This window comes from Cryobacterium sp. TMT2-18-2, from assembly GCF_004402245.1.
Lineage (GTDB): Bacteria > Actinomycetota > Actinomycetes > Actinomycetales > Microbacteriaceae > Cryobacterium > Cryobacterium sandaracinum.
This window is the reverse complement of sequence record NZ_SOFU01000023.1, coordinates 164,143-175,993: the sequence shown is the minus strand read 5'-3', so window position 1 is coordinate 175,993 and position 11,851 is coordinate 164,143. Positions and strand designations below refer to the sequence as shown.

The window sequence follows — 11,851 nt, the reverse complement described above, 5'->3', positions numbered from 1 at the left end:
CCTCGCCAACGGAGTACTGCTCTGCCACCCGCACCACCTGCTGCTACACAACCAGCACTGGAAGATCACCCGCACCGGAAACCAGTACTGGCTCCGACCACCGGTCGAGGTCGACCCGGAGCAGACATTGATCGCACTGCCGAGCAAGCGAGTGGGGCTGCAGGGCGTGGCTCTGGTCCCGGCTCTTGACAGGCTCGACCACCCGCGGGCTTGACCGTTGGGGACGGGAAAGAGGCACTCCGTGGCGGGCGATGGGGTTTGACTCGGGGGAGCAAACCCCAGCCAGATGCGAATCCGACTGGGGTTGCGTTGGTCCCCGGGTCCCCCTGAATCCCCCCGGTCAGTCGAGAACCGAATCTCACCCGGGGACTTGTACGATCGTACAGCACACTCAGGTGAAGGCGTCCCAGCCTCGATGGTTACGCTGGCATATCGCACCATTCGGTCGAACGGTGACGATTCTCGGAGGTGCTGGTGGCTGGAAGTGATGCTCGCAAGATCGAGGCGCGTGAACGCATCCTGGCAGCGGCGGCAATCGAATTCGCCGACCGCGGCTACGCGGGCACCTCGATCGGCCTGGTTGCCGAAAAGTCGGGCACCGGCAAGGGGTTGGTGCAGTACCACTTCAAAGCGAAGTCGGATATGGCGCTCGCGCTCGTTCATTCCTCGTTTTCGCGGGCTCCGTTCGCCAACGTACTGGGCGATGCGTCACCCGTGCGCGGGATCGAGGCCATCGTGGCGTCGATCCGCGGGGTTGCCGGCGCCTTCCGGAACGACGTGCGCGTGCGGGCCTCGGTGCGGCTCGTGCGGGAATATCACCTGATCCCGGCAATCCTGCCGACCCCGTACGTGGGCTGGGTCGCGCGCATCGCGATGCTGCTTGGCGAGGCCGAGGCTGCGGGGGAGATCCCCGCAGGGCTCGACCACGACCGCGAGGCCTGGCATCTGGTGGCGTACTTCAGCGGGGTTCAGGAGGTATCGAACCGGCTTGCCGAACGGGAGGACCTGCCGGAACGGATCGAGGAGATGCTTGCGCGGTCCCTGACTGCGCTGGGTGTGGTGGACCTCGACCGGTTCCTCTAAGACCCTGGCCGGCACCGGGTGCCCCGCCGCGGGATACAACAACCGTTCCAGCGCTGGTTTCGGTTGCGCCTGAGGGCCCTCCTTCGGCGGTGCGGTCCGCGCCGGTGGTCACGGCCGCCCCGACCCGCTGCATCGCGTGGCTGATCCGCCGTCTGACCCGGGTGCAGGACGACCACCTGTCCGAGATCATGAAGGAGGAGCAGCTCTGGAACAGCTACCCGAACGGTTCACCGGCGCCAGAGGTATTCGTTTTCTGGCCGCCCCGGCGTACCGTAGCGCGGCGACCGTTCGAGCGAGCCGGTGTCGGCCAGATGCTCAAGGTAGCGCCGGGCGGTCACCCGCGAAATGCCGAGCTGCTCCATGACCTCGCTAGAGGAGACCGGAACGATCTGCAGCTTCAGGAACTCGATCACCGCGCCTAGGGTGCCCTCGGACAGACCCTTCGGCCGCGGCAGCTCGGTGGGCGTGCGCAGGCTCGCGAACGCCAGGTCCACGTCGGTCTGGCTGGTCATCGCGGACAGTCCGCCCAGTTGGAGCCGGAAGTCCCGATACTGCACCAGCTTCTGCGCGAAGGTTGAATAGGTGAACGGCTTGATCAGGTATTGAACAATGCCGGCCGCCACGGCGCCGCGGACAATGTGCAATTCGCGCACCGCCGTGATGGCGATGATGTCCGTGGTCAGGCCGGCTGCGCGCATCCGCCGGCTCACGTCGAGGCCGTGCAGGTCGGGCAGGGTCATATCCATCAGCACCAGATCGATGGGCTGCCCGGCGGTGACGGCCGCAGCTAGGGCACGCAGGGCGGAATGGCCGTCGCCGACGGTGCCCGCGTGCACGAAACCGGTCAGACGCCCGAGGTAGGCGGCGTGCGCCTCGGCCGCAATGGTTTCGTCTTCCACGACGAGCACCCGGATGTCCCGTTCAGTCATGCGATCCGCCCGTCGCCGCGAGGTCGGGTTCGATGCCCGCAGCGGGCTCCTCCGGCTGCCGGGGGAGGGCGACCGTGAACACGGCCCCCTCGCGGCGGGTGATGCTGAGGCTGCCGCCGAGCCGGTTGACCGTCTGCCGCACCAACGCCAGTCCGAGGCCGCGGCCGAAACTGCCGGGCTCCTTGGTGCTGTAACCGCGGCGGAGGATGTCGGTCACGGCGTCCGGGTCGACGCCGGGCCCGGTGTCGGCCACCTCGATCGCCACCGACGAGGGTGTGGAGCCGACGGAGAGGTGCACCCGGCGGGGTGCCTCGCCGCCGGCGGCCGCGTCGAGCGCGTTATCGACCAGGTTGCCCACGACCGTGACCAGGTCCTGCGCCGTCAGGCCGGAATCGGCGAGGGTTCCGGCCGCCTCAACCGTGAGCAGCACGCCCAGCTCGCTGGCTTGGGCGAACTTGCCCATCAGCAGGGCGCTGAGCACCGGTTCGTCCACCGAGTCGAGCATGTCATCGGTGAGTTGCTGGCTGAGCTCCAGGTCTTTGGTGGCGAAATCGAGGGCCTCGGCGCCGCGCCCGAGTTCCATCAGGGACACGATGGTGTGTAGCCGGTTGGCGTGCTCATGGGTCTGGGCGTGCAGGGCATCCGAGAGGGTGCGCATCGACCGGAGCTCGCTGCCCATCGATTGCAGGTCGGTGTGGTCGCGGATGGTCGCAACCCAGCCCATCGGCGCGGGTTTGGTGCGGCCGCTGCCCGGTTTCAGTGCCGGCAGCTGGCTGACGACCAGCACGCGCGTGTCGGTGACGTGGATCTCGTCGGTGGCGGGGCGGCCGCTCTTCAGTAGCTCGGCGAGTGCCGGGGGAAGGTCGAGACGGTCAAGGCTCTGCGTGGCGGCGGAGGATGCTCGGCCCTCAGTCGGTGAGCGCGGCGGCAGGCCCAGCAGCCGGGCAGCCTGATCGTTGTAGAGCACGACCTCGCCCGTGAGAGTGACGAGTACGAGACCCTCCCGCACCGAATGCAGCACCGAGTCGTAGTAGACGAAGAGTTGGGCGAGCTGCTCCGGTCCCCAGCCGAGCGTGACCCGGCTCAGATAGCGACCGAGCAGCCAGGCGGCGAGGGTGCCCGTGGCCAGCAGCATCAGGGCCACCCCCAGCACGGCCGGCAGCCGCGCGCTCAGCGCGATGGAGAGGTTGCTCGTCTTCACCCCCGCAGCCACCAGGCCCTGAACGGCTCCCTGCTCGTCGGTGATCGGAACGACGGCCCGCACCGAGGGTCCGAGCGTGCCCGTGGTCACCTCGGTGAACGGTTCCCCGGCCAGGGCGGGCGTGACGGTACCGATGTAGGGGCGGCCGATCTCCAACTCGGTCGGGTGGGTCCAGCGGGTGCGGTCGGGCGCCATGATCGTGATGAAGTCGAGGGTGGCGTCGGCGGTGACCCGCTCGGCGTACGGCTGGAGCTCCGCGCTGGGATCGGCTGAGCGGCTGGCCTCCAGTACGAGCGGGTTGTCGGCGATGGCGCTGGCGACGGACAGCATCCGTTCCTCGGCGGCGACGAAACCGCGGTCGCGGGCGTCCACGAAGGCCGCGGTGCCCGCGAACACGGTTATCGCCATGATGACCAGGGCGTTCGCCAGGAACAGGCGGCGCGCAATGCTCCAGCCTTGCCCCATCGCATCCTTCTTCCATTTGCGCGACCGTGACCAATATGACCGCAACAGTGACGCGGGCGCCCCGGTCGTCCAGTCTGAAACACACCACGGATGGTCCGGGCGCACCAGCGCCTCACCCCAGCCTAGTTACTAGACAAAGGAGTCTTTTATGGCATCACTGCCTCGCGCTCGCGCTGCACAGCCCGCGAAGAAGTTTGACAAGTCCCACTACTTGTACATGGCGGTCATCGTCGCGGTGATCATCGGCGTCATCGTCGGCCTGCTCTTCGGCGGCACAGACGGATTCGCCGTCTCGCTCAAACCGCTCGGGGACATCTTCATCGCCCTGATCAAGATGATGATCTCGCCGATCATCTTCTGCACGATCATCCTCGGCATCGGGTCCATCGCGAAGGCGGCCACGGTCGGCAAGATCGGCGGACTGGCCCTCGGCTACTTCCTGACCATGTCCACCTTCGCCCTGGCGATCGGCCTCGTCGTGGGCAACGTGATCAAGCCCGGCTCAGGGCTCGATCTCACCGCGACCACCTTCGTGCCGCCGGAAGCCGCCGAATCGGACTTCTTCCTCGGCATCATCCCGACCACACTGTTCTCCGCACTGACCGCCGGCAACATCCTGCAGACCCTGCTGGTGGCCCTCATCGCCGGCTTCGCGCTGCAGAAGATGGGAGCCGCCGGCAAGCCGATCCTCGAGGGCATCGCGCACGTGCAGGCCCTGGTCTTTCGCATCCTGATCATGGTCATGTGGCTCGCGCCGATCGGCGCCTTCGGTGCGATCGCCGCCGTCGTCGGTGCCACCGGCTTCCAGGCCGTTATCAGCCTCTTCACCCTGATGGGCGCCTTCTACCTGACCTGTGTGCTCTTCATCGTCGTCATCCTCGGCGGGTTGCTCAAGATCGTCACCGGCATCAGCATCTTCAAGCTGATGCGCTATCTCGGCCGAGAGTACCTGCTGATCTTCTCTACCTCCTCCTCCGAGGCGGCGCTGCCGCGCCTGATCGCCAAGATGGAGCACCTCGGCGTCTCCAAGCCGGTCGTGGGCGTCACGGTTCCCACCGGATACTCCTTCAACCTCGACGGCACCGCGATCTACCTGACCATGGCGTCGCTCTTCATCGCCACGGCCATGGGTCAGCCGCTCGCCCTGGGCGAACAGATTGGGCTCCTCGCCTTCATGATTATCGCCTCCAAGGGTGCCGCCGGAGTGTCCGGTGCCGGGATCGCGACCCTGGCCGCCGGCTTGCAGGCCCACGCCCCGCAGCTGCTGGAAGGAGTCGGCTTCATCGTGGGCATCGATCGCTTCATGTCCGAGGCCCGCGCGCTCACGAACTTCACCGGCAACGCCGTCGCCACCGTGCTGATCGGATCCTGGACCAAGGAGATCGATCGTGCCCAGGTCGACCGGGTGCTCGACCGTCACGAGCCGTTCGACGAGACCACGATGATCGCGCACCACGGTGTGCCCAGCGCCGCCGAAACGGCCACCGCGACCGAGAAGTCCGCGCAGATCGCGGCGCTCAAGGCCTGAGTCCGGCCGGGTCGTCGAACGCGACCCGGCACGGATGCCCCGCGGCGACTGTCTCGCGGCCTGCGCTAGGGCCGGTTCCCCTCACTACCCGAATCCGTCGAGATCGCAGCTTCTGCGACGCAAGTACCCCCCGTGTTAGAGTACTTCCTGGTCTTACGACCCTTCACCAGGACGCGAATGGACAGCCACGGCCCTATCGGTACGGCGCTTCGTATGGTGAGGCCATGACGGATGCGATCCCCATGATCGCCCCAGCCCACGCTTTCCATCGCGTCGAGGCCGGTCACGGCCTACCCGTCCGACACAGCGTGCATCCGTTCCGTCGGCCGTGATTCGGCCCCGCCCGGCGTGCACCGGGAGAATCCGTGACCGAAACTATTGCCGTGAAGGCAGATCGACTGTACAAAGCGTTCGGGCGTCGTCCGCACGAGCTCGTCAAGAAGCTGACCGCGGGAGCCAGCCGCGATGAGGTGTCCTCGCTGGGCACCGCCGCCGTTATCGACGCCTCATTCGAGGTTCACCGTGGCGAAATCTTTGTGGTGATGGGGTTGTCCGGTTCGGGCAAATCCACCCTGATCCGCATGCTCAACGGGCTACTCGACGCCACCTCCGGCAGCGTGACGGTGGCCGGCCAGGCCATCACCGGTATTTCCGCCGCCGCGCTGCGCGAGGTGCGCCGCACAAACATTTCCATGGTATTCCAGCACTTTGCCCTGCTGCCGCACCGCACCGTGATCGACAACGTCGCCTACGGACTCGAGGTACAGGGCATGGGCCGCGAGGAGCGGCTCGCCAAGGCGCGCACCATCATCCGCCTCGTCGGGCTCGACGGCTGGGCTGACAGCCTGCCGTCGGAGCTTTCCGGCGGAATGCAGCAGCGAGTCGGCCTCGGCCGGGCCCTCGCCGCCGACACCGACGTCCTCCTGATGGACGAGGCGTTCTCGGCCCTTGACCCGCTGATCCGCCGCGAAATGCAGGAGCAGCTGATCGAGCTGCAGGCCGAGCTCGGCAAAACCATCATCTTCATCACCCACGACCTTAACGAGGCCATGTTCCTCGGCGACCGCATCGCGGTCATGCGCGACGGTCGCATCGTTCAGATCGGCACGCCCGAGGAGATCCTGACCGACCCGGCAAACGACTACGTCGCTCAGTTCGTGCAGGATGTCGACCGCGCCCGGGTGCTGACCGCGGCCAGCGTGATGGAGCCCGTGCGCTCCGTGGTCACGATCACCGGCGGCCCCCGAGCCGCGCTCCGCACCATGCGCGACCTGCAGACCTCCGCCACCTTCGTGCTCAACCGCGACCGCACCTTCGCCGGTGTGGTGCGCGATCGCGACGTGCTGGGGCAGGTCAAGGCCGGCGAGACCGATCTGCGCGCGATAGTGCGCACGGATGCGATCTCCGTCAACCCGGACACCCCGCTGGTCGACCTGGTCGAACCCTCGGTCGGCAGTGACCTGGCCATCGCCGTGGTCGATGAGAAGAACCGTCTGCTCGGCGTCATCCCGCGGGTGACCCTGCTGGCCGCGCTCGGCAACGTGAGCACGAATACGGGGGACGTGCCCGTGATCGAGCCCGCGGCCACGATTTCCATCAGCGTGATCACCGAAACCCTCCGCGACACCGCTCTGGAAGGAGCCGACCTGTGAACGACTTCCGACTTCCTCTGGGCATGCTCGTCGAGGGGTTCATCGACTGGATCACCGACACGTTCGGGTTCTTATTCGACCTCATCCGGGCCGTCTTCGACGGTGCCTACGAACTGGTCGACTTCCTCCTGGTGGCGCCGCCCTTCTGGGTGATCATCGTGCTCTCGGCGGGGCTGGCCCTGGCCACCCGCGGTTGGAAATTCATGGTCGGTACCGTCCTCGGTCTGATCGTCGTCGTCGGCGTCGACCAGTGGGAGAACGCCATGGACACCCTCGCACTGGTGCTGGTCGCCAGTGTGCTCGCGATCGCTCTCAGCCTGCCGCTCGGCATCCTGGCGGCGAAATCCGCGGTGGCGTCCAACATCATCCGGCCGATTCTCGACTTCATGCAAACCATGCCGGCCTTCGTGTACCTGATTCCCGCGCTGATCCTGTTCCGCGTGGGCGTCGTGCCCGGAATCGTGGCCACCATCATCTTCGCGATGGCTCCGGGAGTCCGCCTCACCGAGCTGGGCATCCGCGGGGTCGACCGAGAAGTGGTCGAGGCCGGACAGGCATTCGGCGCCTCGCCCTGGCGCATTCTCCGGCAGATCCAGCTTCCGCTGGCGATGCCGACGATCATGGCGGGTATCAACCAGGTCATCATGCTCTCGCTGTCGATGGTCGTCATCGCCGGTATGGTCGGGGCCGGGGGGCTGGGAGCGGATGTCGTCGCCAGTCTGAACCGCATCGACGTCGCACTCGGTTTCGAAGCCGGCCTCGCCGTGGTGATCCTCGCCATCTTCCTCGACCGCCTGACCGCCGCACTCGGCACCGGCGACACCCCGCTCGGTCGAAGCATGTCGGCCCGCAAGCGCCGTGCCCAGCAAGCCCTGGCCGCCTGAGTCCGTGCGCCGCGCACAGAACCTCCTGATTTCTCATTCTGCCCCGGTCGCCCACCAGGCGACACGAAAGGAAACAATATGAAAAACCGATCACTGTCCCTGCTCGCACTCGGAGCCGTTGGGCTCCTCGCACTCAGCGGCTGCGCCTCGGCCGAGGCCGCCGTCGTCGGCGACGGGAACAAGGACCAGAAAGACATCACCATCGCCGTGTTCAACGGCTGGGATGAAGGCGTCGCGGTCTCCGAACTGTGGAAGGCCATCCTCGACGAGAAGGGCTACAACGCGGAGTTGGAATACGCCGACGTTGCCCCCGTCTACTCGGGTCTCTCCACCGGAGACTACGACATCAACATGGATGTCTGGATGCCGGAGACCCACGCGTCCTACGTGAAGGAGTACGGCGATGACATCGTCGACCTCGGCGCATGGAACGAGGAATCCCGCCTGACCATCGCCGTCAACAAGGATGCCCCCATCGATTCCCTCGACGAGCTGGCCAGGAACGCCGACAAGTTCGGCAATCGCATCGTCGGAATCGAACCCGGAGCAGGCCTGACCAAGGCCACCACCGAGAAGGTCATCCCGGCCTACGGCCTCGACGACATGGAATACCTGACCTCATCGACCGCAGCCATGCTCACCGAGCTGACGGCGGCCACCAAGGCGGGCGAGAACATCGTCGTCACCCTGTGGGAGCCGCACTGGGCCTACGGTTCGCTGCCGATCAAGACCCTCGAGGACCCCAAGGGAACCTTGAAGAACACCGAGTCGCTGCACAGCTACGTCAAGTCCGACTTCGCCGCGGACTTCCCGCAGGCCACCGAGTGGATCAAGGGCTTCGACATGGACCTCGACAAGCTGTACTCGCTTGAGAAGGCCATGTTCGTCGACTACGACGGCAAGGACTACGAGCCGATCGTGGCGAAGTGGATCTCCGAGAACCAGGAGTACGTGGATTCTCTGACCACCGCATAACACAGAACACAAACTGCCCTGGTGCCGTCGCCGAGCTCGACGGCGATTGCCCCGGCAACGGTTGCCGACTACGGGGTTGTCTGTGTCAGGAATCCAGTGAGCTCGCGGGTGATTTCGGCGGCAACGGCATCCGTTGACTTGGTGGCAACACCGTCGCCGCTCTGCACGCCGTAGTCGCCGAACCGCGCATGGTTGGCTCCGTCGATTTCGACGAAACGGGTGTCGGGCACAAGCAGATCCGCGCTGTCGGCGATCTTCTCCGGGGTGCTGAGGCGGTCGGCGCTGCCGCTGAGGCTGAGGGCCCGCAGATCGGCGCGCTCCGGCGCGACCGCGCAGTAGCTGCCGAACAGTACGAGCCCGGCCACCGCGGGATCGTCCGCCAGCATGCAGGCTCGCACGCCGCCGATCGAGTGGCCGCCCACGAACCAGGTGGAGACCTCGGGGACGGCGTCGGTGAAGGTGGACAGCATCCGGCGGTCGAAGATGGCGAGGTTGAGCACCGGCTTGGTGATCACAACGGTCACCCCGGTGTCTTCAACCGTGCCTGCCAGCTTGTAGAGGTAGGCATAAGGGTCGACCCGGGCACCGGGAACGAAGACCAAGCCGATGTCCCCGGCGTCGTCGGCGGGCGCGAGGACGACCGACGTGGGGGTGTCGGTGACGGTCACGTTCGGGCTGGCGAAAACCTCGTCCGCCGCGGCCCGATCGGCCACGCGCACAGTGTTCGCCCAGGCCAGGAACACGATCACGACGAGTACGAACGCGGTCAGGCTCCACCAGCCGCCGGCCCGGATGCCGCTCCGCAGCCGTCCTCGTCGTCGTGCCTCGGACGTACCGCTGGGCTGGGTCATCGCGTTCCGCTCCTCGCCTGTCCGGTCGGGGTGAGACCGGAAACCGCTGGTGGTCTCAACCTAGCCGCAACCGCACTGCCGGGACCGAACCGCTCCGGCCTCAGTCGTCGAGACCGCGGGCGGCCAGAGCCTCGCCGATCGCATCCGCGGCGTAGAGCGAGCGCACGACCACCGGCACGGCCAGGGCGAGCAGCGAACCCTGGGTGCCGCGCGCCCGACGTGCCTCGATCACCTCGGACACGATCTCGGTGACGAGCGGGATGCACCGCAGGGTGAGGGCGAGGAGGAGGCCGACCCGGTCGGCGTCGACCCAGCGACGGAACGGTCGCAGAAGCTTCTGAAAGCCCTCGAGCACGGCCGTGACCGTGGTCGTCACGGTGAACAGTGCCGCCAGCGCCACGGCGATCAGCAACCGCCCGGCCATCAGGCCGGCCGTGGTCCAGCCGGCGAACAGCGCCTGGAGTGGAACGGCGATCACCAAAATCCACAGAATCGGGCCGATCTGCTGCCACGCGGCGCCCAGCGGCACCCGCGCCACCAGGAACAGCGCGGCGACCCCGAGAAGGCAGGCACCCAGCTGCCAGAGCTCGCCGAGCGAGCCGACGAGCAGCACGGCGAGCGAGAGAAGCACGAGCTTGAGCAGCATCGGCGCGCGGTGGATCAGCGAGTGGCCAGGGTGATAGAGCCCGATCATGCCGGCCCGATCATGCCAACAGCTCCCGGTACGCGCCGAGCGCGGCATCCGGTTCACCGTCGGCGACCACCCGGCCGTCCTCGATCACAATCACGCGGTCGAAGGCGGCGAGCAGGTCCAGCTGGTGGGTGACCACGATGACCTGCTGGCTCAGGCCGAGCAGAAGTTCGGTGATGCGCCGGGCATTGCGTGCGTCGAGCAGTGTGGTCGGCTCGTCGGCGACCACGATCTCAGGCTCCACCACGAGCACGGCCGCCAGCGCCAGCAACTGCTTTTGGCCGCCGGACAGCCGGTGCGCCGGATGGTCGGCGTGCTGGTCGAGCCCGAAGCGCTCGAGCGCCGCCCGCGTGCGGGTCGAGATCTCGAGCGGGGTCAGCCCGCGGCGGCGCAGGGTGAAGGCGACGTCTTCGGCCACGGTGGGCATCACGATCTGGTTGTCCGGGTTGGTGAAGATGAAGCCGACCTGCCGGCGCACCGCCTTGGTGTTCCGGGCCACGTCGAGGCCGCCGACGCTGACGATTCCGGTGTCGGGCTTGATCAGTCCGTTGATCAGGCGCACGAGGGTGGACTTTCCCGACCCGTTCGCCCCGACAATGCCGATGCGCTGTTCGGTGAGGGACAGACGGATGTCCCGCAGCACCATCCGTTCACCGAACGCATGCGAGACACTGTCGAAGTCGATCCTGCTCATGATGCGGGCGTGACTGCTCCGGCGGTGACGTCGTCGGCCTCGGGCGCGGGAGCGGCGCGGCGGCGCGGCGGGATCAGACCCGGGTAGGCCCTGTGAACCTGGCGGGCCACCAGTACGGTCACGACCACCTTGATCAGGTCGCCGGGCAGAAACTTCGCGGCGTCGACGAGAGCAACCCACAGCGGCAGGCCCAGGTTGATTGCGGTGACGGGCACGCCGATCAGGTAGACCACGACGATGCCGCCGAGCGTGGTGGCGCCGAGCGCCGCCCAGAGCCGGTAGCGGGGGAGGAGCAGGCCGGTCAATGAGCCGATGACCAGGGCGCCGAGCAGCCAGCCGTAGAGGTAGCCGGCGGAGGGTGAGGTGGTGAACCAGACGATGCCGCCGCGCCCGCCAGACAGCAGCGGGAGGCCGGCGGCGGCGAGGGCGAGCAGGAGGAGCACGGAGAAGAAGCCCTTGCGCGCGCCGAGGATCGCCCCGGCCAGCATCACCCCGAGGGTCTGGAAGGTGATCGGCACGGCCACCGCCCCGATGCTCAGGGCGCCGGGCAGTCCGAGTGCGGCGATCAGGGCGGCGAAGATGGCGATTTGCGACAGGTCGCGCGCGCTCATGATGCGGGTTGTCGGGGTGCGGGCGATGCGGGGGCTGGAAGTCATGTTCTTCAATCTAGAATTCCGCGGCAGGGCGAGTCCGAAGAAGACCTACAAAGAATGCGGCGGAACTCTATCAGGATGCGTCCGGCGAGCCCCCCGGCGCAGGGGTGCGCCGGGAAGACCCCGGCGGGACGCATCCGCTCCTCCGCGATGAGAGTGAGGTCGAGTCTCCGTTGAGCTGTGCAGCTTCGTGCGCTTGAACGGGAACACGACACTGTCGTCGAGCGTCGAGCGTCGAGCGTCGA

The 11,851-nt window shown here is 67.1% G+C and carries 12 protein-coding genes; 6 read left to right on the top strand and 6 right to left on the bottom strand.

What is annotated here, in order from left to right; all coding sequences use genetic code 11:
* Both E3O22_RS15880 and E3O22_RS08000 read left to right on the top strand, forming a co-directional pair.
* Nucleotides 1-214 (top strand): hypothetical protein (locus E3O22_RS15880; RefSeq protein WP_166784595.1); only part of this gene is annotated, 214 nt, incomplete at its 5' end.
* A 260-nt stretch (nucleotides 215-474) separates the two neighbouring features.
* A complete protein-coding gene (locus E3O22_RS08000; protein ID WP_166784594.1) occupies nucleotides 475-1,083 on the top strand; it encodes a TetR/AcrR family transcriptional regulator in 609 nt (202 codons plus the stop codon).
* A gap of 227 nt (nucleotides 1,084-1,310) precedes the next feature.
* Here E3O22_RS08000 and E3O22_RS07995 read toward each other — a convergent pair whose 3' ends face one another.
* Nucleotides 1,311-2,012 (bottom strand): response regulator, encoded by a 702-nt coding sequence (locus E3O22_RS07995; protein WP_134394241.1) that lies wholly within the window; start codon nucleotides 2,010-2,012, stop codon nucleotides 1,311-1,313.
* The gene (locus E3O22_RS07990) at nucleotides 2,005-3,678 is read right to left on the bottom strand and encodes a sensor histidine kinase (protein ID WP_134394240.1); all 1,674 of its coding nucleotides are present in this window, start codon (nucleotides 3,676-3,678) and stop codon (nucleotides 2,005-2,007) included. Before E3O22_RS07990 ends, E3O22_RS07995 begins: the two co-directional genes overlap by 8 nt.
* Nucleotides 3,679-3,826: 148 nt before the next feature.
* On the opposite strand from E3O22_RS07990, the gene E3O22_RS07985 reads away from it, so the two are divergent.
* From E3O22_RS07985 to E3O22_RS07970, 4 genes are all read left to right on the top strand, one after another.
* A complete protein-coding gene (locus E3O22_RS07985; protein WP_134394239.1) occupies nucleotides 3,827-5,206 on the top strand; it encodes a cation:dicarboxylate symporter family transporter in 1,380 nt (459 codons plus the stop codon).
* 365 nt (nucleotides 5,207-5,571) lie between these two features.
* On the top strand, nucleotides 5,572-6,858 hold the full coding sequence (locus E3O22_RS07980) for a glycine betaine/L-proline ABC transporter ATP-binding protein (RefSeq protein ID WP_104102823.1): 1,287 nt from the start codon (nucleotides 5,572-5,574) through the stop codon (nucleotides 6,856-6,858).
* Nucleotides 6,855-7,742 (top strand): proline/glycine betaine ABC transporter permease, encoded by an 888-nt coding sequence (locus E3O22_RS07975; protein WP_134394238.1) that lies wholly within the window; start codon nucleotides 6,855-6,857, stop codon nucleotides 7,740-7,742. The genes E3O22_RS07980 and E3O22_RS07975 overlap by 4 nt, the downstream gene beginning before the upstream one ends.
* Before the next feature lie 78 nt (nucleotides 7,743-7,820).
* Nucleotides 7,821-8,717, top strand: a complete 897-nt coding sequence (locus tag E3O22_RS07970) for a glycine betaine ABC transporter substrate-binding protein (protein ID WP_134394237.1) — start codon at nucleotides 7,821-7,823, stop codon at nucleotides 8,715-8,717.
* A gap of 68 nt (nucleotides 8,718-8,785) precedes the next feature.
* Here the strand turns inward: E3O22_RS07970 and E3O22_RS07965 are convergent, their stop codons facing one another.
* The 4 genes from E3O22_RS07965 to E3O22_RS07950 all read right to left on the bottom strand — a co-directional run bounded on the left by E3O22_RS07965 (nucleotide 8,786) and on the right by E3O22_RS07950 (nucleotide 11,609).
* Complete coding sequence (locus tag E3O22_RS07965; protein ID WP_134394236.1) at nucleotides 8,786-9,568, bottom strand: alpha/beta hydrolase; 783 nt, start codon at nucleotides 9,566-9,568, stop codon at nucleotides 8,786-8,788.
* Between the two features lie 100 nt (nucleotides 9,569-9,668).
* Nucleotides 9,669-10,262, bottom strand: a complete 594-nt coding sequence (locus E3O22_RS07960; RefSeq protein ID WP_134394235.1) for an energy-coupling factor transporter transmembrane protein EcfT — start codon at nucleotides 10,260-10,262, stop codon at nucleotides 9,669-9,671.
* A 10-nt stretch (nucleotides 10,263-10,272) separates the two neighbouring features.
* On the bottom strand, nucleotides 10,273-10,953 hold the full coding sequence (locus E3O22_RS07955) for an energy-coupling factor ABC transporter ATP-binding protein (RefSeq protein ID WP_134394234.1): 681 nt from the start codon (nucleotides 10,951-10,953) through the stop codon (nucleotides 10,273-10,275).
* Nucleotides 10,950-11,609: a biotin transporter BioY gene (locus E3O22_RS07950; RefSeq protein ID WP_134394233.1), complete on the bottom strand. Its 660-nt coding sequence runs from the start codon at nucleotides 11,607-11,609 to the stop codon at nucleotides 10,950-10,952. The genes E3O22_RS07955 and E3O22_RS07950 overlap by 4 nt, the downstream gene beginning before the upstream one ends.
* Between the last annotated feature and the right edge of the window lie 242 nt (nucleotides 11,610-11,851).

What these genes read in the sequence shown, in the direction of transcription:
- E3O22_RS07950 (WP_134394233.1), bottom strand. Translation starts at nt 11,609, where the DNA reads ATGACTTCCAGCCCCCGCATCGCCCGCACCCCGACAACCCGCATCATG.
- E3O22_RS07960 (WP_134394235.1), bottom strand. Translation starts at nt 10,262, where the DNA reads ATGATCGGGCTCTATCACCCTGGCCACTCGCTGATCCACCGCGCGCCG.
- E3O22_RS07985 (WP_134394239.1), top strand. Translation starts at nt 3,827, where the DNA reads ATGGCATCACTGCCTCGCGCTCGCGCTGCACAGCCCGCGAAGAAGTTT.
- E3O22_RS07965 (WP_134394236.1), bottom strand. Translation starts at nt 9,568, where the DNA reads ATGACCCAGCCCAGCGGTACGTCCGAGGCACGACGACGAGGACGGCTG.
- E3O22_RS07995 (WP_134394241.1), bottom strand. Translation starts at nt 2,012, where the DNA reads ATGACTGAACGGGACATCCGGGTGCTCGTCGTGGAAGACGAAACCATT.
- E3O22_RS07990 (WP_134394240.1), bottom strand. Translation starts at nt 3,678, where the DNA reads ATGGGGCAAGGCTGGAGCATTGCGCGCCGCCTGTTCCTGGCGAACGCC.
- E3O22_RS07970 (WP_134394237.1), top strand. Translation starts at nt 7,821, where the DNA reads ATGAAAAACCGATCACTGTCCCTGCTCGCACTCGGAGCCGTTGGGCTC.
- E3O22_RS07955 (WP_134394234.1), bottom strand. Translation starts at nt 10,953, where the DNA reads ATGAGCAGGATCGACTTCGACAGTGTCTCGCATGCGTTCGGTGAACGG.